22 protein-coding genes are annotated in these 24,439 nt (G+C 62.6%); 16 read left to right on the plus strand and 6 right to left on the minus strand.

Going from position 1 to position 24,439, the window contains the following annotated elements; all coding sequences use genetic code 11:
- The first annotated feature begins 140 nt into the window (after positions 1-140).
- A complete protein-coding gene (locus tag ACO6VM_RS04030) occupies positions 141-1,787 on the plus strand; it encodes a Na+/H+ antiporter (RefSeq protein ID WP_390968066.1) in 1,647 nt (548 codons plus the stop codon).
- 56 nt (positions 1,788-1,843) lie between these two features.
- Here ACO6VM_RS04030 and ACO6VM_RS04035 read toward each other — a convergent pair whose 3' ends face one another.
- The 6 genes from ACO6VM_RS04035 to map all read right to left on the minus strand — a co-directional run bounded on the left by ACO6VM_RS04035 (position 1,844) and on the right by map (position 9,465).
- Positions 1,844-2,590, minus strand: coding sequence for a peptidase M12 (locus ACO6VM_RS04035; protein ID WP_401056735.1), 747 nt, complete (start codon positions 2,588-2,590; stop codon positions 1,844-1,846).
- Between the two features lie 274 nt (positions 2,591-2,864).
- Complete coding sequence (locus tag ACO6VM_RS04040; RefSeq protein WP_401056734.1) at positions 2,865-3,620, minus strand: peptidase M12; 756 nt, start codon at positions 3,618-3,620, stop codon at positions 2,865-2,867.
- Between the two features lie 205 nt (positions 3,621-3,825).
- Positions 3,826-4,491: a M12 family metallopeptidase gene (locus ACO6VM_RS04045; protein ID WP_401056733.1), complete on the minus strand. Its 666-nt coding sequence runs from the start codon at positions 4,489-4,491 to the stop codon at positions 3,826-3,828.
- Between the two features lie 242 nt (positions 4,492-4,733).
- The gene (dapC, locus tag ACO6VM_RS04050; protein WP_401056732.1) at positions 4,734-5,933 is read right to left on the minus strand and encodes a succinyldiaminopimelate transaminase; all 1,200 of its coding nucleotides are present in this window, start codon (positions 5,931-5,933) and stop codon (positions 4,734-4,736) included.
- Positions 5,934-5,954: 21 nt separating this feature from the next.
- On the minus strand, positions 5,955-8,657 hold the full coding sequence (locus tag ACO6VM_RS04055) for a [protein-PII] uridylyltransferase (protein WP_422402792.1): 2,703 nt from the start codon (positions 8,655-8,657) through the stop codon (positions 5,955-5,957).
- A 25-nt stretch (positions 8,658-8,682) separates the two neighbouring features.
- Positions 8,683-9,465, minus strand: coding sequence for a type I methionyl aminopeptidase (gene map / locus ACO6VM_RS04060; protein WP_110992424.1), 783 nt, complete (start codon positions 9,463-9,465; stop codon positions 8,683-8,685).
- 348 nt (positions 9,466-9,813) lie between these two features.
- Between map and rpsB the strand changes: the two genes are divergently transcribed.
- The 15 genes from rpsB (at position 9,814) to rnhB (ending at position 24,360) form a co-directional block, all read left to right on the plus strand.
- A complete protein-coding gene (rpsB, locus tag ACO6VM_RS04065) occupies positions 9,814-10,551 on the plus strand; it encodes a 30S ribosomal protein S2 (protein WP_110992423.1) in 738 nt (245 codons plus the stop codon).
- Between the two features lie 188 nt (positions 10,552-10,739).
- Positions 10,740-11,603, plus strand: coding sequence for a translation elongation factor Ts (gene tsf / locus ACO6VM_RS04070; protein ID WP_401056729.1), 864 nt, complete (start codon positions 10,740-10,742; stop codon positions 11,601-11,603).
- 177 nt (positions 11,604-11,780) lie between these two features.
- On the plus strand, positions 11,781-12,524 hold the full coding sequence (gene pyrH, locus ACO6VM_RS04075) for a UMP kinase (RefSeq protein ID WP_016392310.1): 744 nt from the start codon (positions 11,781-11,783) through the stop codon (positions 12,522-12,524).
- Positions 12,521-13,078: a ribosome recycling factor gene (gene frr / locus ACO6VM_RS04080; protein WP_401056728.1), complete on the plus strand. Its 558-nt coding sequence runs from the start codon at positions 12,521-12,523 to the stop codon at positions 13,076-13,078. The genes pyrH and frr overlap by 4 nt, the downstream gene beginning before the upstream one ends.
- Positions 13,079-13,093: 15 nt before the next feature.
- Positions 13,094-13,849 (plus strand): polyprenyl diphosphate synthase, encoded by a 756-nt coding sequence (gene uppS / locus ACO6VM_RS04085; protein ID WP_153787566.1) that lies wholly within the window; start codon positions 13,094-13,096, stop codon positions 13,847-13,849.
- Positions 13,849-14,664, plus strand: coding sequence for a phosphatidate cytidylyltransferase (locus ACO6VM_RS04090; RefSeq protein ID WP_125465213.1), 816 nt, complete (start codon positions 13,849-13,851; stop codon positions 14,662-14,664). Before uppS ends, ACO6VM_RS04090 begins: the two co-directional genes overlap by 1 nt.
- Positions 14,661-15,851 (plus strand): 1-deoxy-D-xylulose-5-phosphate reductoisomerase, encoded by a 1,191-nt coding sequence (gene ispC, locus ACO6VM_RS04095; RefSeq protein ID WP_422402793.1) that lies wholly within the window; start codon positions 14,661-14,663, stop codon positions 15,849-15,851. Before ACO6VM_RS04090 ends, ispC begins: the two co-directional genes overlap by 4 nt.
- 33 nt (positions 15,852-15,884) lie before the next feature.
- Entirely contained in the window at positions 15,885-17,237 is a 1,353-nt protein-coding gene (gene rseP / locus ACO6VM_RS04100) for a sigma E protease regulator RseP (protein ID WP_125465211.1), read from the plus strand.
- Between the two features lie 75 nt (positions 17,238-17,312).
- A complete protein-coding gene (gene bamA, locus ACO6VM_RS04105; protein ID WP_110992416.1) occupies positions 17,313-19,673 on the plus strand; it encodes an outer membrane protein assembly factor BamA in 2,361 nt (786 codons plus the stop codon).
- A 44-nt stretch (positions 19,674-19,717) separates the two neighbouring features.
- Positions 19,718-20,221 carry an OmpH family outer membrane protein gene (locus tag ACO6VM_RS04110; RefSeq protein WP_110992415.1) on the plus strand — a complete coding sequence of 168 codons (504 nt, stop codon included), beginning with the start codon at positions 19,718-19,720 and terminating at the stop codon, positions 20,219-20,221.
- A gap of 1 nt (position 20,222) precedes the next feature.
- Positions 20,223-21,278 carry a UDP-3-O-(3-hydroxymyristoyl)glucosamine N-acyltransferase gene (gene lpxD, locus ACO6VM_RS04115; RefSeq protein ID WP_110992414.1) on the plus strand — a complete coding sequence of 352 codons (1,056 nt, stop codon included), beginning with the start codon at positions 20,223-20,225 and terminating at the stop codon, positions 21,276-21,278.
- A gap of 114 nt (positions 21,279-21,392) precedes the next feature.
- Positions 21,393-21,833 (plus strand): 3-hydroxyacyl-ACP dehydratase FabZ, encoded by a 441-nt coding sequence (gene fabZ, locus ACO6VM_RS04120; RefSeq protein WP_110992413.1) that lies wholly within the window; start codon positions 21,393-21,395, stop codon positions 21,831-21,833.
- A complete protein-coding gene (lpxA, locus tag ACO6VM_RS04125; RefSeq protein WP_279845526.1) occupies positions 21,830-22,606 on the plus strand; it encodes an acyl-ACP--UDP-N-acetylglucosamine O-acyltransferase in 777 nt (258 codons plus the stop codon). The genes fabZ and lpxA overlap by 4 nt, the downstream gene beginning before the upstream one ends.
- A 1-nt stretch (position 22,607) precedes the next feature.
- On the plus strand, positions 22,608-23,735 hold the full coding sequence (lpxB, locus tag ACO6VM_RS04130; RefSeq protein ID WP_347148665.1) for a lipid-A-disaccharide synthase: 1,128 nt from the start codon (positions 22,608-22,610) through the stop codon (positions 23,733-23,735).
- A gap of 1 nt (position 23,736) precedes the next feature.
- Positions 23,737-24,360 (plus strand): ribonuclease HII, encoded by a 624-nt coding sequence (gene rnhB, locus ACO6VM_RS04135; protein WP_401056724.1) that lies wholly within the window; start codon positions 23,737-23,739, stop codon positions 24,358-24,360.
- Positions 24,361-24,439: the final 79 nt, after the last annotated feature.

Consider the following 24,439-nt stretch of genomic DNA (forward strand, 5'->3'; position numbering starts at 1 on the left):
CGGGTAGCATTGTGTTACATATTCTTGGCCTGGCTGCGACTATTGTGGAGCGGTCCAGCATAGCCGGTCGCCGCTAACATATTGTTTCAATGGCGATGTTTCGCCCCGCTGTCGTTTTTCGATTAACAGGAAGCTTGCCGATGCAGTCAGCCTATACCGTCCTAATCCTGCTGATGCTGGTGAGCCTGTCGAAACTGGTGGGGCGCGTGGTGCCGCTGCCGTTGCCGTTGGTGCAGATCGGCGCAGGTGCCTTGCTGGCCTGGCCTACCCTGGGCCTGCATGTGGCGCTGGACCCGGAACTGTTTCTGTTCCTGTTCCTGCCGCCGCTACTGTTCGCTGATGGCTGGCGCATGCCCAAGCGCGAGCTGTGGCGCATCCGCGGGCCGGTGGTGGCGCTGGCGGTGGGGTTGGTGTTGTTCACCGTGGTCGGCGCGGGTTACTTCATCCATTGGTTGCTGCCGAGTATTCCGCTGGCCGTCGCCTTCGCCCTGGCGGCGGTGTTGTCGCCCACCGATGCTGTGGCGGTCTCGGCCATCGCCCAGGATCGTTTGCCCACACCACTGATGCACATGCTCCAGGGCGAGGCGCTGATGAACGACGCCTCGGGCCTGGTGACCTTCAAGTTCGCCCTGGTCGCGGCCATCACCGGGGTGTTCTCTCTGACCGAAGCCAGCCTCACCTTCGTCCTTGTCGCCCTTGGTGGCCTGGCGGTGGGTGTGGTCCTGAGCTGGCTGGTGGGGCGCCTGCGCATGTGGATGATCACCCGCGGCTGGGACGACCCGGCCACCCACGTGGTGTTCATGTTGCTGCTGCCGTTCGCCGCCTATGTGCTGGCCGAGCGCCTTGGGGTGTCGGGCATTCTTTCGGCGGTGGCCGCCGGCATGATGCAGAGCTGGCTCGACCTGCTACCCCGCCAGACCAGCACGCGCCTGCTCAACCGCAGTGTCTGGTCGTTGCTCGAATTCGCCTTCAATGGCCTGATCTTCCTGCTGCTGGGCCTGCAATTGCCGGACATCATCAAGGCGGTGGTCAGTCACGAGCCGACCGTCTGGCCGGCGTTGGCCTGGCGCTGTCTGGACGTGCTGGCGATTTTCGCCGCGCTGGTGTTGCTGCGCTTCGTCTGGGTGCAGAGCATCTGGCGTGCCATCGGCGTGGTGCGGCGCTGGCGCGGCAAGCCGGCGCTGGTGCTGATGCCGACCGCGCGGTCGTGCTGGCTGTTGACCCTGGGTGGGGTACGCGGGGCGGTGACCCTGGCCGGTGTGATGTCGATTCCGTTGCTGATCGGGGCCGGCCAGGCCTTCCCTGAGCGCGACCTGCTGATCTTCATTGCCGCCGGGGTGATCTTGTTGTCGCTGGTCAGTGCCGTGATTGCCTTGCCCATCCTGCTGCGCGGCGTTACCCGGAGCCCGGATGAGCGTCTGCACCAGGAAGTTCAGGAAGCCTGGCGACGCACGGCGGAGGCTGCGATCCATGCATTGGAGGCAGAAGAGGTGACCGACGCCAACGCACCGCAGGACGCCGCCCAGGCCGCCCTGGCGGTCGAGCTCAAGGCGCGGTTGATGGCTGAGTACCGGGATGAGCTCGACAGTTACAACGACAGCGCCGAGGCCCGTGCCCTGGCCGAGCAGATGGACCTGCTGGAGCGTCGTTTACGGTTGCGTGCACTGCGGGCGCAGCGGCTGGAGCTGTACAACCTGCACCGCCAGCACTTGGTGGGGGATGAGGTGGTGCGCCAAGTGTTGGGCGAACTGGACATGAGTGAAGCAAACCTCGGTGCAGTCAGGTAGGGGGCGTGGTCGTGCCAGCCACTCCCGGCGGGAAATGACTGGCCGGCAACCGCGCGTCACACTTCGATGTTCTCCCGCCCAGGGTAGGCCATGCGCATGAACTGTTTGTCCTTGGCGCTGAGCTCGTCATTTCCGGGCATTTGCCAATCCCCTAGCGTCAACTCCTGTTTGACCGGGTAGTGCATGATCGAGGCCGGATCGTAATCCAGTGTGACGACATCCTGTGACGTAACGGGTAGATAATTGCTTTCGATCGTTTCCTCGATCATCGCTTCGAGCTCTTCATCGCTCGTTGCCTCTGGCGCGAGGCGTTCAGCGAGCAGGGCACGCAGCGCATCGAAGTCCCATGGAATGTTGGCCATTGGGTGCTGATGCTCGTGATCCATGCCCAGGGCATGACCGAACTCATGCAGCACGATACGCCTGAAATGCTCATCGGCGGGCCGGGCACCCAGGCTCATGCTGGGGCCGTCCATGTCCCGCGCGCCAAGACCGAGCACGCTTTCGTTGAAGGCAGGCGGCACAGCTGTGTCGATCCTGATATCGGCGGTCTGGTCATCATCATCGACCAGTTCGAAGTCCAGGTTGGCATGCACCAGCCATGCTCGTGCTACTGCGACGATCGCCTGCTTCAGGTCTTCTTCAGGGTGGCCGGCAAAAGAAATCCTGAGCGTGCTGCCCACCCCCCAGAAAGTTGTATGGTCGCCAATTGAGCGTTTCTTGCGCGAGCTGCGTGGTGCGCTCGGTACGCGATACGCTTTCAGTCGTTTTTCGATTGAGGCTTCAAAAAGGATGTCTTGCATTGATGCGTTCCTCATTTGCTGGAGCTTGCGAGAATGGGCGCATCGGGCGGGGCAGCTGCGTTAGATAATGCTGCAAGGCTATTGCCTCATCTGTGATAGAGGAGGCGTGGCTCTACGGCCGGTCTGGCTGAGTCCGAGATTGGCGTTTTCACCCTGGACGGCAGGGCAATTCGATTTCGTCGGATTGCCCTGCTGGTCGGTACTGGTTTCTGGGTGGCTCAGCGCACCAGGAAGGCCCGAATCCGCCCGGCGGCGTCAGTCAGGTGCAATACGCTCATTTGCGGCAGCCGTTCTGACCTGGCGCTGGATAGACCAGGCGCATGAAGCGTTTGTCTTTCTGGCTGAGCTTGGTGTTCTGCCCGACTTCCCAGTTGCCCCAGGTATGCGCCTGCCGGATGGGGTAGTGCATGATCGACTCTACGTCGTAGGGCAGCAGCGGTTGTACGTCGTCTTCGGCAAGGGGCAGGAACTGAGTGGTGAGCTCTGTCTCGATGGCTGCCAGCAGCTCCTGCGGATCGTTCGTCTCCTGGCTCAGGGCCTGTGCCAGCCCTTGGCTCAAGGCGTCGAGGTTCCATGGAATATGGGCATGAGGATGTTGATGCTCGTGCTCCATGCCCAGTGCATGGCCAAATTCATGCAGCACGATCTGGTCGAACAGGGGGTCGGACAGGCTTACGCCTAACGCCATGCTGGCGCCCGTGACGAATAGGGAATCGCGTCCCAGCAAGCTGTAGTTGACGTTTTCGGCGACGTCGGTGCGGATGCGGATTTCGGCGCGTTCATCGTTGTCGTCGACGAGCTCGAACTGCAGGTATGCATGCTCGAGCCATTGGCTGGCCGTCTGGAAAATCGCCCTTTTCAGCCACGGATCAGGGGTGCCGGTGAAGGATATCCTGAGCGATTGCCCGGGCTGCCAGAAGGTCGAGTGGACGCCCAGGGAGCGTTTCTTGCGGATGCTGGAGGCTGCAGGCCCAGTGTGCAGTTTGTCGCGCAGGCGATAGAGCGCGTTGGCCAGAAGTACATCGGTCATCGGTGAGCACCTTTTCGATTGAATGGAGGCGCACTATCCGATTTGGTGGTCGGGCAGGAGCGGTGCATATCGCTGGACGATATCTGACAGGACGCGCCTTGCCCGACGGTGGTTTTTTCAGCTTGGACAAGCCGCCGGCCAGCCCAGGGCGTGGCACCTCGTCGAGCGGCGCAGGTGCCACGATGGCGCAATGCCCAAAGCCGTATCAGTGCGGGTAGGTCATGCGCATGAAGGCTTTGTCCTTCTCGCTGATCTGCGAGTTGATGCCGACCTCCCAGTCGCCCAAGGTAAGTGCCTGATCGATTGGATAATGCATGATCGAGGTGCGGTCGTAGGGCAGCTTGGCCATGCTCGGGCTGTTGACCTTGCCCAGCACAGCCTCATCCACGGTCGCGCGGTCATGGCCCTTGGCGGCGTAGTAGGCGTAGACCTTCGGAATGTCCCAGGGGATCTCGGCTTCGGGGTGCTGGTGTTCATGTTCCATGCCCAGGGCATGGCCGAACTCGTGGAGGACCGTGCGTTCGAAGCTGTCCATGTCCGGTGTCACGCCTAGTACCATCGATGCGCCCGCACTCCTGCGGGCGTCGGTGCCGAACATCGAGTAGTTCGAGGTGACGCTGCCACCGGTATGGATCTTGATCTGCGCGTCGAAGGTTTCGTCATCGACCAGTTCGAAGCGCAGATTGACGAACTGCAGCCATTGGCAGGCCGCGTTGAAGATTGCTTGCTTGAGGGATGCGCGGGGCTGGTTGACGAAGGTGATGCGCAGGGTGCTGGCGGCTGGCCAGAATTTGTCGGCATACCCCAGGGAGCGTTTCTGGCGGTAGTGATGGGCAGGGCCGTGGGCCCTGCAGTTGATGAGTTCGATCATGCTCTGGACTCCTGGTTGAAGGAGGCCAGAGCATTGGTCAAGGCCGTGCAGGCCATGCAGTAGTTATATCTTGGGCGGATGGCAGGCCATCCTAGGCTTTGTACGAAAAGTGCCTGCGCGACGATCATGCTGCGTTGAAAACAGGCTCGGAATGCTCATTGACAACCAGTCAACTCCGCTTCCTCGCCTGTTTTCGCCTTGCCTGATCGCCGCTCGGCGACTTTTCGCACAAACCCTAGTGTTCAACGCTTGCTCAGGAACGCGCGGATGCGCTCGGCCGCCTCGATGCATTCGGCCAGCGGCGCGACCAGCGCCATGCGCACGCGCCCGGCACCCGGGTTGACGCCATCCACTTCACGGGACAGGTAAGAACCTGGCACCACGGTCACGTGCTCGGCTTCGAACAGGTCGCGGGTGAAGGCGGCATCGTCGTTACCCGGCACCTTGGCCCACAGGTAGAAGCTGCCGTCCGGGCGCTGAACGTCCATCACCGGCTGCAGGATGTCGAGCACGGCATCGTACTTGGCGCGGTACTGGTCGCGGTTCTCGCGCACATGGGCCTCGTCTTGCCAGGCGGCAACGCTGGCCAGTTGGGTCTGCACCGGCATGGCGCAGCCGTGGTAGGTGCGGTACAGCAAAAACGGCTTGATGATGCTGGCGTCGCCGGCCACGAAGCCCGAGCGCAGGCCTGGCAGGTTGGAGCGCTTGGACAGGCTGTGGAACACCACGCAGCGCTTGAAGTCACTGCGGCCAAGCTCGGCGCAGGCGCTCAGCAGGCCCGGTGGCGGTGCGTCTTCGTCGAAGTACAGCTCGCTGTAGCACTCGTCGGCGGCGATCACGAAATCGTGCTCGTCGGCCAGGGCGATCAGCTTCTTCAGGGTGTCCATCGGCACCAGCGCACCGGTGGGGTTGCCCGGCGAGCACAGGAACAGGATCTGGCAGCGCTTCCAGACTTCGGCCGGCACGGCGTCGAAGTCGGGGTTGAAGCCATTGTCTTCCAGGCACGGCAGGTAATGTGGGGTGGCGCCGGCCAGCAGCGCCGCGCCTTCGTAGATCTGGTAGAACGGGTTGGGGCTGACCACCAGGCCGTCATCGGCACGGTTGACCACGGCCTGGGTGAAGGCGAACAGCGCCTCGCGGGTGCCGTTGACCGGCAGGATATGGCGGTCGGCATCGAGCCAGCCGGCCGGCACGCCGAAACGCCGCTCACACCACTGGCCGATGGCCTGGCGCAGGGCGGGCAGGCCGATGGTGCTCGGGTACACCGCCAGCTTGTCGAGGTTGTCGGCCATGGCTTGGGCGACGAATGCCGGCGATGCATGCTTCGGCTCACCGATCGACAGGGCGATGGCGCGTTTGTCCGCTGCCGGTTGTACGGTGCCCAGCAGGGCGCGCAGTTTCTCGAACGGGTAGGGCTGAAGCTGGGTCAAGGCATGGTTCATCGGCGCAAGGTCTCGTAATCGTCAAAAGGTCATGCGGGTAGGGCTGGCGTCGCTGGCCTGGCCGGCCTGCAGCTGCTGGACGATGGCTTCCTGCAGGCGGCTGCACAGCTGCGGGTCGGACAGCGGCTGGTTGTCGGCATCGGTGATGAAGAACACGTCTTCCACGCGTTCGCCCAGGGTGGCGATCTTGGCGTTCTGCAGCGACAGGTCGAACTCCAGGAAGATCCGCCCGATCCGTGCCAGCAGGCCGGGGCGGTCAGGGGCGGTGATCTCGAGGATGGTCACCGGGCGCTGGGCGTCGTTGAGGATGGTCACCTGGGGTGGAAAGTCGAAATGCTTGAGCTGGCGCGGCACCCGGCGCTGGATGATGGTCGGGTAGTCCTCAGGGTTGCGCAGGGCTTCGGTCAGGCCGTCGCGGATCTGTTTGACCCGCTGCGGGTTGTCGCCGATCGAGCCGCCGTCGTTGTCGAGCACGATGTAGGTGTCGAGGGTGAACTGGCTGCTCGAAGTGATGATGCGCGCGTCGTGAATGTTCAGGTTGAGCTGCGACATCGCGGCTACGGTCACGGCGAAGAAGTCGTGCTGGTCGGGGGCGTAGATGAAGATCTGCGTGCCGCCCTCGAACTCGCGTTGGGTGGTTTCCTTGATCAGCACCAGCGGGCCGCCATCGGCCGGCTGCTGGAGAATCGCGTCGGTGTGCCAGGCTACATCGGCGGCGTTGTGCTTGAGGAAATAGTCATCGCCCAGTTGCGACCAGAGCTGTTCCACGTCGTCCGGATCGGTGCCTTCGCGCACCAGGATGTCCAGTGCTGCGGTTTGTGTCTGACGGATCTGCTCTTCGCGGTCCAGCGGGTTTTCCAGGCCGCGGCGCAGCGCGCGCTTGGTTTCGGTGTAGAGCTGGCGCAGCAGGCTGGCGCGCCAGGAGTTCCACAGGCTGGGGTTGGTGGCATTGATGTCGGCCACGGTCAGCACGTAGAGGTAGTCCAGGCGTGTCTCGTCGCCGACATGCAGGGCGAAATCGTTGATCACCTGCGGGTCGGAGAGGTCTTTGCGCTGGGCGGTGGTGGACATCACCAGGTGGTTCAGCACCAGCCAGACGATCAGGCGGCTGTCCCAGGCGGGTAGCTGGTGGCGCTCGCAGAACGCTTGCGCGTCGACGGCGCCCAGCTCGGAGTGGTCGCCCTGGCGGCCCTTGCCGATGTCATGGTACAGCCCGGCCAGGTAGATCAGCTCGGATTTGGGCAGGCGCCCCATGAGCTTGCTGGCCAGCGGGAATTTTTCCGAAACCGGGGTGTACTGCAGTTTGCGCAGGTGCTTGATCAGGTTGAGGGTGTGCGCATCGACCGTATAAATGTGGAACAGGTCGTGCTGCATCTGCCCGACGATCAGGCCGAACTCCGGCAGGTAGCGGCCGAGAATGCCGTAGCGGTTCATCCGGCGCAGGTTGCGGTGGATGCCGATCTCGCACTTGAACAGCTCGATGAACAGGCTGGTGTTGCGAATGTCGTGGCGGAACTTGTCGTCGATCAGGTGGCGGTGTTCGCGCAGCAGGCGCACGGTGTCGGCGCGTACCCCCTTGATTTCGGGGTGCTGGGCCATCAGCACGAAGATCTCGAGCATGGCGAACGGCGTACGGCGGAACACGTTGGGGCTTACGGCTTCTATATAGCCGTCGTGCAGGCGGAAGCGGGCATTGAGCGGTGTGGTGCTGCCACTGTCGTCATCGGCGAGGATCACTTCCTCGAAGTGCTGGATGATCAGGTCGCACAACTGGCTGATGCTCATCACCACCCGGTAGTACTGCTGCATGAACTGCTCGATGGCGCGCTTGGGGTTTTCGTCGCTGTAGCCCAGCAACGTGGCGATGCTGCGCTGGTGGTCGAACAGCAGGCGATCTTCGGCGCGCCCGGCAAGCATGTGCAGGGCGTAGCGCACGCGCCAGAGGAAGGCCTGCGACGAGGCCAACAACTCGTTCTCGCTCTCCAGCAGGAAGCCTTCGCCGGCCAGCGCGTGCAGGTTCAGGGTGCCGTACTGGCGGCGCGCCACCCACAGCACGGTCTGGATGTCGCGCAGCCCGCCTGGCCCACCTTTGACATTGGGCTCGAGGTTGTACTCGGTGTCGTTGTACTTGTGGTGGCGTGCCTTGAGTTCGGCGCGCTTGGCCAGGAAGAACTCCTTGCTCGGCCACATGTGCTCGGTGCTGGTGACTTCCAGCATGCGCTGGCGCAGCGACTCGGGGCCGGCAATGGTGCGGCTTTCCATCAGGTTGGTGATGACCGTGAGGTCGGCCCGGGCCTGCTCGGCGCACTCGTCCACGGTGCGCACGCTCTGGCCGACTTCCAGGCCGATGTCCCACAGCAGGGTGAGGAAGCGTTCGATGGCGTCGCGGTACTGCTCGTGCTCGGCGGCGTCGAGCAGGATCAAGAGGTCGATGTCCGACCAGGGGTGCAACTCGCCACGCCCGTAGCCGCCGACCGCCACCAGGGCGATGCCGTCCGCTTGGCCCCAGCTGAACTGGTGCCAGGCCTGCTGCAGGATGTTGTCGACGAACCAGGCGCGGTCCTCGATCAGCCGGCGAATCTCGCGGCCTTCACGGAAACGCTTGTCGAGCACCTCGCCGGCCATGCGAATGGCTTTCTTGAAAGCGGCGATGGGGCTTGCCTTGAGTGCCAGTTCCGCCTGGAACTGGCCACGGTCGAACAGCTCGGGATCCACCTGGGGCATCGAGTCGCGTTCCTGTGTATGAATATCAGGCCGAGGTGCGCGGCAGGGTGTCGTCCTTGCGCAGGGTGAACACCTCGTAGCCGGTGGCGGTCACCACCAGGGTGTGTTCCCACTGGGCGGAGAGCTTGCGGTCCTTGGTGATGGCGGTCCAGCCGTCGCCCAGTACCTTGGTGTCGGCCTTGCCCTGGTTGATCATCGGCTCGATGGTGAAGGTCATGCCTTCCTTGAGTTCCATGCCGGTGCCAGCGCGACCGTAGTGCAGGATCTGCGGCTCTTCGTGGAACACCTTGCCGATGCCGTGGCCGCAGAACTCGCGGACCACCGAGAAACCGTTCTTCTCGGCGTGTTTCTGGATCACTTCGCCGATATCGCCCAGGCGGCAGCCCGGCTTGACCAGTTCGATGGCCTTGTACAGGCACTCCTGGGTGACCTGCGACAGGCGCTCGGCCCAGGGGGCGACGGTGCCGACGTGGAACATGCGGCTGGTGTCGCCGTGGTAGCCGTCCTTGATCACGGTGACATCGATGTTGATGGTGTCACCGTCCTTGAGCGGCTTCTCGTTGGGGATGCCGTGGCATACCACATGGTTGATCGAGGTGCAGATCGACTTGGGGAAGCCTTTGTAGTTGAGCGGCGCCGGGATCGCCTGCTGGACGTTGACGATGTAGTCATGGCACAGGCGGTCGAGCTCTTCGGTGGTGACACCGGGCTTGACGTGCGCTTCGATCATTTCCAGCACTTCGGCGGCCAGGCGGCCGGCAATGCGCATCTTCTCGATGTCTTCTGCAGTCTTGATGGTAACGGTCATGAACAGGCTCTCTACGGCGCCGCGTACGGCGCAAACAAACGGGAAAGGCCGGATTCTAACAGAGCGCGGTGGCGATCTGTCGGGATAAACCGGTAGTTCCGGCGGTCTATTGAAGGCATTCTGGCCCCAAAGCGGGGCCGCTGCAAAAGCCGCTGACGGACGAAGCATCATGCGGGTTCCGTTCGTTCGTACTCTGTGGTATAAAATGCGCCGCTTTCGGGGGATGACCTCCGTAAGCTCAAACCCACACACGTGTCGACACGATGACCTGGGTGCCCCGAATCCACGGATTCGCGGGTTGGTCATTGGGATGCGTGGAGGCCCAACCCGACTTATCAAGGAACTATCATGTCCCAAGTCAACATGCGCGATATGCTGAAGGCCGGTGTGCACTTCGGCCACCAGACCCGTTACTGGAACCCGAAAATGGGCAAGTACATTTTCGGCGCGCGTAACAAGATCCACATCATCAACCTGGAAAAAACCCTGCCGATGTTCAACGACGCTCTGTCGTTCGTCGAGCGCCTGGCCCAGGGCAAGAACAAGATCATGTTCGTCGGCACCAAGCGTTCCGCCGGCAAGATCGTCGCCGAGCAAGCAGCTCGTTGCGGTTCGCCATACGTTGACCACCGCTGGTTGGGCGGCATGCTGACCAACTACAAGACCATTCGTGCTTCGATCAAGCGTCTGCGCGACCTGGAAGTCCAGGCCGAAGATGGCACCTTCGCCAAGCTGACCAAGAAAGAAGCCCTGATGCGTTCGCGCGATCTGGAAAAACTGGACCGCAGCCTGGGTGGTATCAAGGACATGGGCGGTCTGCCTGACGCACTGTTCGTTATCGACGTTGATCACGAGCGCATCGCGATCACCGAAGCCAACAAGCTGGGCATCCCGGTTATCGGCGTTGTCGATACCAACAGCAGCCCAGAAGGCGTTGACTACGTCATTCCAGGTAACGACGACGCCATCCGCGCCATCGAGCTGTACATGACTTCGATGGCTGACGCCGTCATTCGCGGCCGCAACAACGTTGCTGGCGGCACCGAAGTCTACGTTGAAGAAGCGGCTGCACCTGCTGCTGAGTAATTGACGCTTAGCGTCTACTTGGCACGCAAAAAGGGGGCTAGGCCCCCTTTTTGCCACCTTGAAATCCTGCTGTCAGCAACGGCCCCGCATCATGGGCGCGCTGATGCATAAAAGCAGCGGATTTGCAGAATTTAACGCCCGTGAAGAGCGGGTGGAATGGTTGAAAAACTTTCCAAGAGGATTTTGAAATGGCAGCAATTACTGCAGCGCTGGTCAAAGAACTGCGCGAGCGTACCGGCGAAGGCATGATGGATTGCAAGAAGGCCCTGGAAAAGGCCGGCGGCGACATCGAAAAAGCCATCGACGACATGCGTGCTTCGGGCGCCATCAAGGCCGCCAAGAAAGCCGGCAACGTTGCCGCTGAAGGCGCTATCGCAGTCAAGACCGACGGTAAAGCCGCCGTTCTGCTGGAAGTGAACTCGCAGACCGACTTCCTGGCCCTGCAAGACGACTTCAAGAACTTCGTCGCTGAAAGCGTTGAAGAAGCCTTCGCTCAGAAGCTGACCGAAGCCGCTCCGCTGATCGCTTCCCGCGAAACCGCTCGTGAAGCCCTGGTTGCCAAGTGCGGCGAGAACGTCAACATCCGTCGCCTGGTGCGCGTTGAGGGTGACGTTGTCGGTGCCTACCTGCACGGCAACAAGATCGGTGCTGTCGTTGTCCTGAAAGGCGGCGACGTCGAGCTGGCCAAGAACATCGCCATGCACGTTGCAGCGTCGAACCCAGAGTTCCTGGATGCGTCGGAAATCTCCGTCGAGGCCATCGAGCGCGAGAAGAACGTCTTCCTGCAGCTGAACGCCGACAAGATCGCCGGCAAGCCGGAAAACATCGTTGAGAACATGGTTAACGGCCGTATTTCCAAGTTCAAAGCCGAAGCGTCGCTGAAAGAGCAGGCCTTCGTCATGAACCCGGAAGTCAAAGTCGGCGAGCTGGCCAAGAAAGCCGGTGCTGAAATCGTTTCCTTCACCTACTTCAAAGTAGGCGAAGGCATCGAGAAGCCAGTCGACAACTTCGCTGAAGAAGTTGCTGCTCAGCTGGCTGCTGCCAAGCAGTAAGACAGACTCGTCTGTCGCCCCAAAGAGGCTGCCCGCTCACGCGCGCAGCCTCTTTGTCAAAGCGGCAGCGGTTTACCCAACCGCTGCTCGCTGACGCAGAAGCTGCGTCACGCTAGAGTTACGCGCAGGCTGAAACAGCCCGCCAGAATTTTACAAACGCCGCAGGAGAGATTCGCAATGGCTCAGCAGGGCAGTGGTTATCAGGCTCGCTATAAACGCATTCTACTCAAACTGAGCGGCGAGGCCCTGATGGGCTCGGAAGAGTTCGGGATCGACCCCAAGGTCCTGGATCGCATGGCGCTGGAAGTCGGCCAACTGGTCGGTATCGGTGTTCAGGTCGGTCTGGTGATCGGTGGTGGCAACCTGTTCCGTGGTGCGGCGCTCAGCGCAGCCGGCATGGACCGTGTCACCGGCGACCACATGGGCATGCTGGCAACCGTGATGAACGCCCTGGCCATGCGCGACGCGCTGGAGCGTGCGAACATCACCGCCATCGTCATGTCGGCCATCTCCATGGTCGGTGTGACCGATCACTATGATCGCCGCAAAGCCATGCGCCACCTGAACGCGAAAGAAGTGGTGATCTTCGCTGCCGGTACCGGCAACCCGTTCTTTACCACCGACTCTGCCGCTTGCCTGCGCGCCATCGAAATCGATGCCGACGTAGTATTGAAAGCAACCAAGGTCGATGGTGTATACACTGCAGATCCATTCAAAGACCCGCATGCCGAGAAGTTCGATCATCTGACCTACGATGAAGTGCTGGATCGCAAGCTGGGGGTAATGGACCTGACGGCAATCTGTCTGTGCCGCGACCACAAGATGCCGCTGCGTGTCTTCAACATGAATAAGCCCGGCGCCCTGCTGAACATCGTGCACGGCGGCGCTGAAGGAACCCTGATCGAGGAAGTTCAGAAATGATCAACGACATCAAGAAAGACGCCCAGGACCGCATGGGCAAGTCCATCGAGGCGCTGGGTCGCCACCTGGCTGCCATCCGCACCGGCCGTGCCCACCCAAGCATCCTGGACAGCGTCAAGGTCTCGGCCTGGGGTAGCGACATGCCGCTGAACCAGGTGGCCGCGATCACCGTCGAAGATGCCCGCACCCTGAAGATCGTCGCGCACGACAAGAACCTCAGCGCAGCCATCGAGAAGGCCATCCTGACCTCCGACCTGGGCCTGAACCCGTCCAGCGCCGGTACCACCATCCGTGTACCGATGCCGGCCCTGACCGAGGAAACCCGCAAGGGTTACACCAAGCAGGCCAGCGGCGTTGCCGAAGATGCCAAGGTTGCCGTGCGCAACGTGCGTCGCGATGCCCTTGCCGACTTGAAGAAGCTGACCAAGGACAAGGAAATCAGCGAAGACGAAGAGCGTCGCGCCGCTGACGAAATCCAGAAGTTGACCGACAAGTTCGTCGCCGAAATCGACGCCGCGTACAAAGCCAAGGAAAAGGACCTGTTGGCCGTCTAAGGCCGAGGTTTTTTAATGGAAAAGACCAAGCTGGCGGCACCGTCTTCGGTGCCGCGTCACGTCGCGATCATCATGGATGGCAACAATCGCTGGGCGAAGAAGCGCCTTTTGCCCGGCGTTGCCGGGCACAAGGCGGGTGTCGATGCCGTGCGTGCGGTCATCGAAGTCTGCGCCGAGTCCGGGGTTGAAGTACTGACTCTGTTCGCCTTCTCCAGCGAGAACTGGCAGCGTCCGGCCGAAGAGGTCGGGGCGTTGATGGAGTTGTTCTTCTCTGCACTGCGCCGCGAGGCCAAGCGGTTGAATGACAACAACATCAGCCTGCGCATCATTGGCGACCGATCGCGCTTCCATCCTGAGCTGCAAGCAGCGATGCGCGAGGCCGAGGCAGCCACCGCCGGCAGCAATCGGTTCATCCTGCAGATTGCCGCCAACTACGGTGGTCAGTGGGATATCGCCCAGGCGGCCCAACGCCTGGCGCGGGAAGTCCAGGCCGGTCATCTGCGCCCGGACGACATCACCCCCGAGCTGTTGCAGACGTGCCTGGCCACCGGCGACCTGCCGTTGCCCGACCTGTGCATCCGCACCGGCGGCGAGCGGCGCATCAGCAACTTCCTGCTGTGGCAGCTGGCCTATGCCGAGCTGTACTTCTCCGACCTGTTCTGGCCGGACTTCAAACACGAGGCCATGCGTAACGCGCTGGCCGATTTCGCTTCGCGCCAGCGCCGCTTCGGTAAGACCAGCGAGCAGGTCGAAGCCGGAGCCCGTGCTTAATGCTTAAACAACGCATCATTACTGCGCTGATCCTGTTGCCGGTCGCGCTGGGTGGTTTCTTCCTGCTCAACGGTGGGGATTTCGCCTTGTTCATCGGCTTCGTGGTCACGCTGGGTGCCTGGGAGTGGGCGCGGTTGGCCGGGCTGGTGGCCCAGCCGCTGCGCATTGCCTATGCCGCGGTGGTCGCTGGCGCGCTGATGCTGCTCTATCTCATGCCCGACCTCGCGCCCTGGGTGCTGGGGGCTTCGGTGATCTGGTGGGCGCTGGCCACTTGGCTGGTGCTGACCTACCCGCGCAGCAACGAGCTGTGGACCAGCGCCGCCTGTCGTTTGCTGATCGGCCTGCTGATCCTGTTGCCGGCCTGGCAGGGGTTGGTGCTGCTCAAGCACTGGCCGCAGGGCAATTGGCTGATCCTGGCGGTCATGGTGCTGGTCTGGGCCGCCGACATCGGTGCCTACTTCTCGGGGCGTGCCTTCGGCAAGCGCAAGCTGGCGCCGCAGGTCAGCCCGGGCAAGAGCTGGGAAGGTGTCTACGGTGGGCTGGCCGTCAGCCTGCTGATCAGCCTGGGCGTCGCCCTGTACCGCGACTGGAGTGTTGGCCAGTTGCTGCTGGGCTTGCTGGGCGCAGTGGTGGTGGTCATGTCCTCGGTGGTCGGTGACCTGACCGAAAGCATGTTCAAGCGCCGCGAAGGGATCAAGGACAGCAGCAACCTGCTGCCCGGCCACGGTGGCGTGCTGGATCGTATCGACAGCCTGACCGCGGCCATTCCGATGTTCGCCGTGCTGCTGTGGGCCGCCGAGTGGGGTGTGCTGTGAGTGCCGTGCAGCGCATCACGGTACTGGGTGCTACCGGCTCCATCGGCCTGAGTACCCTGGATGTCATTGCCCGACACCCCGAGCGCTACCAGGTATTCGCGCTGACCGGTTACTCCCGTGTCGACGAGTTGCTGGCGCTGTGCGAGCGCCATCGTCCGGCGTTCGCCGTGGTGCCGAGCGCCGAAGCGGCCAACCGTCTGCGTGAGGGCTTGGCTGCTGCTGGCTGCGCCACCGAGGTGCTCGAGGGCGAGGCGGGGTTGTGCCAGGTCGCGGCCGCGCCGGAAGTGGATGCGGTGATGGCGGCCATCGTTGGCGCCGCGGGCTTGCGTCCAACCCTGGCGGCGGTCGAGGCGGGCAAGAAGGTGTTGCTGGCCAACAAGGAAGCGCTGGTGATGTCCGGCGCGCTGTTCATGGACGCCGTGCGTCGCAGTGGCGCCGTGCTGTTGCCGATCGACAGCGAGCACAATGCGATCTTCCAGTGCATGCCTGGCGACTACGCCCGCGGCCTGAGTGCAGTGGGGGTGCGGCGCATCCTGCTGACCGCCTCGGGCGGCCCGTTCCGCGAAATGCCTGCGGCGGCGCTGGTCGATGTCACGCCTGAACAAGCCTGCGCCCATCCCAACTGGTCCATGGGGCGCAAGATATCGGTCGACTCGGCCAGCATGATGAACAAGGGCCTGGAGCTGATCGAGGCCTGCTGGCTGTTTGATACGGCGCCTGCGACCGTGGAAGTGGTGGTGCACCCGCAAAGCGTGATCCACTCGCTGGTCGACTATGTCGATGGCTCGGTGCTCGCCCAGCTGGGCAACCCGGACATGCGTACCCCGATCGCCAACGCCCTGGCCTGGCCGGAGCGTATCGATTCGGGGGTTGCGCCACTGGACCTGTTCGCCATCGCCCGTCTGGATTTCCAGGCCCCCGACGAACAGCGCTTCCCTTGCCTGCGCCTGGCGCGTCAGGCTGCCGAGGCGGGCAATAGTGCGCCAGCGGTACTCAACGCCGCCAACGAAGTGGCGGTGGACGCGTTCCTGGCGCGGCGTATCCGCTTCCCGGAGATCGCGGGTATGATCGAACAGGTGCTCGAACAGGAGCCTGTGGTACCGGTTGCCACGCTCGATGCGGTGTTCGCCGCCGACCAGCGTGCGCGGGAGCTGTCCCGTGAGTGGCTGAGGCGCCACGGCCGCTGAGCGGCAGCACCGAACGTCTTGCGGAGATAGCACATGACTGCGCTGTACATGATTGTTGGCACTCTGGTGGCATTGGGTGTGCTGGTCACTTTTCACGAGTTCGGTCACTTCTGGGTGGCGCGGCGCTGTGGCGTCAAGGTACTGCGCTTCTCGGTAGGCTTCGGCACGCCGCTGTTGCGTTGGCATGATCGGCAGGGCACCGAGTTCGTGGTGGCAGCCATCCCCCTGGGTGGCTACGTCAAAATGCTCGACGAGCGCGAAGGCGAGGTCCCGCCGGCGCTGATCGAGCAGTCGTTCAACCGCAAGTCGGTACGCCAGCGCATCGCCATCGTTGCCGCCGGCCCCATCGCCAACTTCCTGCTCGCCATCCTGTTCTTCTGGGTCATCGCCATGCTCGGCACCCAGCAGGTACGCCCGGTCATCGGTGCCGTCGAGTCGGGCAGCCTGGCGGCCGTCGCCGGCTTGAGCGCGGGTCAGGAAATTGTCTCGGTTGATGGTGAGCCGACCAATGGCTGGTCGGCCGTCAACCTGCAGCTGGTGCGTCGCCTCGGCGAGAGCGGCACCCTGCGCGTGGGCGTGCTCGATGAGGGTGCAACGGCCCCGCAGCAGCGCGATATCCAGCTGAGCCATTGGCTCAAGGGCGTCGATGAGCCCGACCCGATCCAGTCGCTGGGCCTGCGCCCGTGGCGCCCGGCAGTGACGCCGGTGCTGGCCGAAATCGATCCCAAGGGCCCTGCCGCAGCGGCGGGGCTCAAAACCGGCGACAAGCTGTTGGCCCTCGATGGTGTGGCGTTGGCTGACTGGCAGCAGGTGGTCGATGCCGTTCGCGCCCGCCCTGAACAAAAGGTCAATCTGCGCATCGAACGTGACGGCGCGCAGCTTGAACTGCCGGTAACGCTGGCGCGCAAGGGCGAAGGGCAGGCAGCCGGTGGTTATCTGGGTGCCGGTGTAAAAGGCGCGCAATGGCCGCCGCAGATGCTCCGCGAAGTCAGCTACGGCCCGCTTGAGGCCGTGGGCGAGGGCCTTTCGCGGACCTGGAGCATGAGTGTCCTGACCCTCGAATCGTTGAAGAAAATGCTGTTCGGGGAGCTCTCGGTAAAAAACTTGAGCGGACCGATAACCATTGCTAAAGTGGCGGGCGCTTCAGCCCAGTCGGGCGTTGGGGATTTCCTGAATTTCCTGGCCTACCTGAGCATAAGCCTGGGGGTTCTGAATTTGCTGCCTATTCCAGTACTGGATGGGGGGCATTTGCTGTTCTACCTGATCGAGTGGGCGCGCGGTCGTCCGCTCTCGGATCGGGTGCAGGGTTGGGGGGTCCAGATCGGTATCAGTTTGGTCATAGGGGTGATGTTGCTCGCCCTGATCAACGATCTGGGTCGACTATAAAAGCTTCGCTCAATCGCGAAACCTGCTGCCTCTTTGCGGCGGGTTGTTTATTGCCAGTTGGAATAAAAGGACTTCATGAAACGTCTGCTGCTAACTGCGGTCCTCTCCGCACTGATGATCGCTGAAGTTCACGCCGAGTCCTTCACCATCTCCGATATTCGTGTCAACGGCCTGCAGCGGGTTTCCGCCGGCAGCGTGTTCGGCGCCCTGCCGCTGAACGTCGGCGATCAGGTCGATGACCGCCGTCTGGTCGACTCCACCCGCTCGCTGTTCAAGACCGGCTTCTTCCAGGACATCCAGCTGAATCGCGACGGCAATGTCCTGATCATCAACGTGGTCGAGCGTCCGTCGGTCGCCAGCATCGAGATCGAAGGCAACAAGGCCATCAGCACCGAAGACCTGATGAAGGGCCTCAAGCAGTCTGGCCTGGCCGAAGGCGAGATCTTCCAGCGCGCGACGCTCGAAGGCGTGCGTAACGAACTGCAGCGCCAGTATGTGGCCCAGGGCCGCTACTCGGCCGAAGTCGACGCCGAAGTCGTGCCGCAGCCGCGCAACCGGGTCGGCCTGAAGATCAAGATCAACGAAGGCACCGTCGCTGCGATCCAGCACATCAACGTGGTCGGCAACACGGTGTTCGACGACGAAACCCTGGGCCAGCTGTTCGAGCTGAAAACCACCAACTGGCTGTCGTTCTTCAAGAACGACGACAAGTACGCCCGCGAAAAGCTGTCCGGTGACCTCGAGCGCCTGCGCTCCTACTACCTGGACCGCGGCTACATCAACATGGACATCGCGTCCACCCAGGTGTCCATCACCCCGGACAAGAAGCACGTCTACATCACCGTCAACATCAATGAAGGCGAGAAGTACACCGTCCGTGACGTGAAGCTCTCCGGCGACCTCAAGGTCCCGGAAGACCAGGTCAAGTCGCTGCTGCTGGTACAGCCAGGCCAGGTGTTCTCGCGCAAGGTGATGACCACCACTTCCGACCTCATTACCCGTCGTCTGGGTAACGAAGGCTACACCTTCGCCAACGTCAACGGCGTGCCACAGCCTAACGACCAGGATCACACCGTCGACATCATGTTCGTCGTCGATCCGGGCAAGCGCGCCTACGTCAACCGCATCAACTACCGCGGCAACACCAAGACCGAAGACGAAGTGCTGCGTCGTGAAATGCGTCAGATGGAAGGTGGCTGGGCTTCGACCTACCTGATCGACCAGTCCAAGACCCGCCTCGAGCGCCTGGGCTTCTTCAAGGAAGTCAACGTCGAGACCCCGGCGGTGCCGGGCACCGACGACCAGGTCGACGTCAACTACAGTGTCGAAGAGCAGGCCTCCGGCTCGATCACCGCCAGCGTCGGTTTCGCCCAGAGTGCCGGTTTGATCCTCGGTGGCTCGATCAGCCAGACCAACTTCCTGGGTACCGGTAACAAGGTGTCCATCGGCCTGACCCGTTCGGAATACCAGACCCGCTACAACTTCGGTTTCGTTGACCCCTACTTCACTGCCGACGGCGTGAGCCTGGGCTACAACGCCTTCTACCGCAGCACCAACTACGACGACCTCGACGTCGACGTGGCCAGCTATGCGGTCGACAGCCTCGGCGCCGGCGTCAGCCTGGGTTACCCGATCAGCGAGACTTCGCGCCTGACCTACGGCCTGACCGTGCAGCAGGACAAGCTCAAGACCGGCCGTTACACCGTCGACGAGATCTTCAAGTTCATTCAGGACGAGGGTGACAGCTTCCTCAACTTCAAGGCTTCGGTCGGCTGGTCCGAATCGACCCTGAACAAAGGCGTGCTGGCAACCCGTGGTCACTCGCAAAGCCTGACCTTGGAAACCACCGTGCCGGGCAGCGACCTGTCGTTCTACAAGCTCGACTACCGTGGCCAGCTGTTCAAGCCAATCAACAACGACTACACCCTGCGCCTGCACACCGAGCTGGGCTATGGTGATGGCTTCGGTAGCACTTCGGGCCTGCCGTTCTACGAGAACTATTACGCCGGTGGCTTCAACTCCGTGCGTGGTTTCAAGGACAGCAGCCTGGGGCCGCGCAGCACGCCAAGCCGCGGTGCAGCCGTTACGGGTAACCAGGGCACCATCGCCGACCCGGACCAGGATCCGCTGCCGTTCGGTGGCAACGTGCTGGTGCAGGGCGGTGTAGAACTGCTGTTCCCGCTGCCGTTCGTCAAGGACCAGCGCTCCCTGCGTACCTCGGTATTCTGGGATGTGGGTAACGTGTTCGACACCAATTGTGGCTCCAAGCCGGATTGCGCCAAGGTCGGTTTCTCCGACATGGCCAGCTCCGTGGGGCTGGGTGTGACCTGGATCACCGCGCTGGGCCCGTTGAGCTTCAGCCTGGCGATGCCGATCAAGAAGCCGGACGACGCCGACACCCAGGTGTTCCAATTCTCTCTGGGCCAGACCTTCTAAGGTCGGCCCTTGCATAACGACAACGGTTTATCCAGGAGTGCATCGTGCGTAAGTTGACCCAACTGGCCCTCGTGGCTGCGGCGCTGGTCGCCACCCCGGCTTTCGCCGAAATGAAGGTTGCCGTGCTGAACTATCAGATGGCCCTGCTCGAATCCGACGCGGCCAAGAAGTACGCCGTTGACGCCGAGAAAAAATTCGGCCCGCAACTGACCAAGCTCAAGGGCCTGGAAAGCAGCGCCAAAGGCATCCAGGACCGCCTGATCAAGGGCGGCGATAAAATGGCACAGCCTGAGCGTGAGCGCCTGGAGCTCGAATTCAAGCAGAAAGCCCGTGACTTCCAGTTCCAGTCCAAGGAGCTGAACGAAGCCAAGGCCGTAGCCGACCGCGACATGCTCAAGCAGCTCAAGCCCAAGCTGGACGGCGCTGTCGAAGAAGTGATCAAGAAGGGTGGCTTTGATCTGGTGCTCGAGCGTGGCGCGGTCATCGATGTCAAACCGCAGTACGACATCACCCGCCAGGTCATCGAGCGCATGAACCAAGCCCGTTGATATGACCGTGACCATGACGCTCGGCCAGTTGGCCGAGGCCCTCGGGGCTGAGCTCAAGGGCCCCGAGGCGCTGCAGATCAGCGGGCTGGCGACCTTGCAGGAGGCCGGGCCCGGGCAACTGAGCTTCCTCGCCAACAAGCAGTACCGCAAGTACCTGGATAATGCCCAGGCAGGCGCGGTGCTGCTCAAGGCCGAGGATGCCGCAGCCTTTGCCGGCAACGCACTGATCGTGCCCGACCCATACCTTGCCTATGCGCGTATTTCGCACCTGTTCGACCCCAAGCCCAAGGCTGTGGCGGGAATTCATCCCAGCGCCGTGGTAGCCGAGGACGCACAGGTGGATGCCAGCGCCAGCATCGGTCCCTTCGCGGTGATCGAAGCCGGCGCGCGTATTGGCGCGAACGTCACGGTCGGCGCGCATTGCTTCATTGGTGCCCGTTGCGTCATTGGTGAGGGTGGCTGGCTTGCGCCGCGCGTCACGCTGTATCACGACGTGACCATTGGCAAGCGTGTGGTCATCCAGTCTGGCGCCGTGATCGGTGGCGAGGGCTTCGGTTTCGCCAACGAGAAGGGCGTGTGGCAGAAGATCGCCCAGATCGGTGGCGTGACGCTGGGCGATGACGTGGAGATTGGCGTGAACACCGCCGTCGACCGCGGTGCGCTGTCGGATACCCTGATCGGCAATGGCGTCAAGCTCGACAACCAGATCCAGATCGCCCACAACGTGCAGGTCGGTGACCACACGGCGATGGCGGCCTGCGTCGGTATTTCCGGCAGCACCAAGATCGGCAAGCATTGCATGATTGCGGGCGGCGTCGGCATGGTCGGGCACATCGAGGTGTGCGACAACGTATTCGTTTCCGGCATGACCATGGTTACCCGTTCGATCACCGAGCCAGGCGGCTATTCTTCTGGCACGGCCATGCAACCACTGGCCGAATGGCGCAAGAGTGCCGCGCGGATTCGCCAGTTGGATGAGACGGCCAAGCGCCTGCAGCAGCTGGAAAAACGTGTCGATACAGTGACCTCAGGTGGCCAGCCGACATCAGAAGGCTAATACCGCTTTCTGAGCAAGCGTGCACAATCGCTAGCTGGCTCCTCTTTGGATCTGCAAAAGGAGCGTGTGGTCAGCACCTGCGCTCCCTATTCTTATTACAGGCTTCCCCCCGAAATGATGGACATCAACGAGATTCGCGAATACCTGCCTCACCGTTACCCGTTCCTGCTGGTGGACCGAGTGACGGATCTGGATTTCGAGGCCCAGAGCATTCGTGCCTACAAGAATGTCAGCATCAACGAGCCGTTCTTCAACGGCCATTTCCCGCAGCACCCGATCATGCCGGGCGTGCTGATCATCGAGGCGATGGCCCAGGCGGCCGGGATTCTCGGTTTCAAGATGCTCGATGCCAAGCCGGCTGATGGCACCCTGTACTACTTCGTCGGTTCCGACAAGCTGCGTTTCCGCCAGCCTGTGCTGCCGGGCGACCAGTTGGTGCTGGAAGCCAAGTTCATCAGCCGCAAGCGCATGATCTGGAAGTTCGAATGCCGTGCACTGGTTGATGGCAAGGCTGTCTGCTCGGCAGAAATCACTTGCGCGGAACAGTCCCTATGAATTCGATTGACCCTCGGGCGATCATCGATCCTTCGGCCAAGCTGGCCGACGGCGTCGAGGTCGGCCCTTGGTCGATCGTAGGCCCTGATGTGGAAATCGGCGAGGGTACCGTTATCGGCCCTCATGTGGTGCTCAAGGGCCCGACCCGCATTGGCAAACACAACCGCATCTACCAGTTCAGCTCCATCGGTGAAGACACCCCGGACCTGAAGTACAAGGGTGAACTCACCCGCCTGGTGATCGGTGATCACAATGTGATTCGCGAGGGTGTCACCATCCATCGCGGTACCGTGCAGGACCGTTCGGAAACCACCCTGGGCGACCACAACCTGATCATGGCCTACGCGCACATCGGCCACGACAGCGTGATCGGCAACCACTGCATCCTGGTCAACAACACTGCGTTGGCTGGCCATGTGCATGTGGGTGACTGGGCGATCCTCTCCGGCTACACGCTGGTGCACCAGTATTGCCACATCGGTGCCCACGCCTTCTCCGGCATGGGGACGGCGATCGGCAAGGACGTCCCGGCGTTCGTGACGGTATTCGGCAGCCCGGCCGAGGCACGCAGCATGAACTTCGAAGGTTTGCGCCGTCGCGGTTTCAGCGATGAAGTGCTGCATGCCCTGCGCCGCGCCTACAAGGTGGTCTATCGCCAGGGGCTGACCGTCGAGGAAGCGCTGAAGGAACTCGAGGAGTTGGCCAGCCAGTTCCCTGAAGTCGAAGTGTTCCGCAAATCGATCGTCGATTCCGCCCGCGGCATCACTCGCTGATATGGCCCAACTCTGCGTTGCGTTGGTCGCGGGTGAGGCCAGCGGCGATATCCTTGGCTCCGGCTTGATGCGCGCCATCAAGGCCCGCCACCCCGATGTGCGTTTCATCGGTGTGGGCGGGCCCTTGATGGAAGCTGAAGGCATGACCTCCTACTTCCCCATGGAGCGCCTGGCGGTGATGGGCTTGGTCGAAGTGCTGGGGCGCCTGCGTGAGCTGCTCAAGCGGCGCAAGCTGCTGATCCAGACGCTGATCGACGAAAAGCCTGACGTATTCATCGGTATCGACGCGCCGGACTTCACCCTCAACATCGAACTCAAGTTGCGTCAGGCCGGGATCAAGACCGTGCACTACGTCAGCCCATCGGTATGGGCATGGCGGCAGAAGCGCGTGTTGAAGATTCGCGAAGGCTGCGACCTGATGCTGACCCTGCTGCCGTTCGAGGCGCGCTTCTATGAAGAGCAGGGCGTGCCGGTGCGGTTCGTCGGCCACCCGTTGGCTGACACCATACCGCTAGAGGCTGATCGCAGCGGAGCCCGCAGCGAACTCGGGCTGGCCGCCGGGCCAGTGGTGGCACTGATGCCAGGCAGCCGTGGCGGCGAAGTAGGGCGCCTGGGCGCATTGTTCCTGGACGCTGCCCAGCGTCTGGTCGAGCTGGTGCCGGGCGTACGCTTCGTGCTGCCCTGCGCGAATGCCGCGCGGCGTGCCCAACTCGAGCAGATGCTTGCAGGGCGCGAGCTGCCGTTGACCCTGCTGGACGGCCAGTCGCACACAGCCCTGGCGGCGTGCGATGCGGTATTGATCGCGTCCGGTACCGCCACGCTGGAGGCGATGCTGTACAAGCGGCCGATGGTGGTCGCCTATCGCCTGGCGCCGCTGACGTACTGGATCCTCAAGCGCATGGTCAAGAGCCCCTACGTGTCGCTGCCCAACCTGCTGGCCCAGCGCCTGCTGGTGCCGGAGCTGCTGCAGGACGCCGCCACCAGCGAAGCCCTGGCCCAGACCCTGGCACCGCTGGTCAAGGACGGCTCGCAGCAGACCGAAAGCTTTGACCAGATCCACCGTACCCTGCGCCGTGACGCCTCCAATCAGGCGGCTGACGCGGTGCTTGCCCTGTTGAAGGATCGCTGACATGCAGATGGGACTGGATTTCAACCTGGTCGAGGATCTGGTCGCCGGTGTCGATGAAGTCGGCCGCGGCCCGCTGTGCGGCGCGGTCGTTACTGCGGCGGTGATCCTCGATCCCCAGCGGCCGATCCTTGGCCTGAACGACTCGAAGAAGCTCACTGAAGCCAAACGCGAGGCATTGTTCGACGAGATCTGCGAGAAAGCCCTGAGCTTCTGCATCGCCCGCGCCGAGGTCGAGGAAATCGACCGCCTGAACATCCTGCAAGCCACCATGCTGGCCATGCAGCGCGCGGTCGAGGGGTTGCACGTCACGCCCAAACTGGCGCTGATCGACGGCAACCGCTGCCCGAAACTGTCGGTGCCGGCGGCGCCGGTGGTCAAGGGTGACTCCCAGGTGCCGGCGATTGCCGCCGCGTCGATCCTGGCCAAGGTGACCCGTGACCGCGAGATGAGCGCGTTCGAGCTGCTCTACCCGGGCTACGGGATCAGCGGGCACAAGGGCTACCCGACGCCGGTGCACCTGGAGGCGCTGGCACGGCTTGGGCCGACGCCGATTCACCGACGCTCGTTCGCGCCGGTGCGGGCGGCGTGGGAGGCCCGTGAGGGGCATCCGAACGCTCTGATCTGACAGCTTTCATCATTCATCGCGGGGGAAAACCAATCCCCCAACGCCCTTTCCTGGGAGGGGGGGGGGGTTACCCTCAAGA

This window comes from Pseudomonas sp. GZD-209 (genome assembly GCF_049310485.1).
Lineage (GTDB): Bacteria > Pseudomonadota > Gammaproteobacteria > Pseudomonadales > Pseudomonadaceae > Aquipseudomonas > Aquipseudomonas sichuanensis.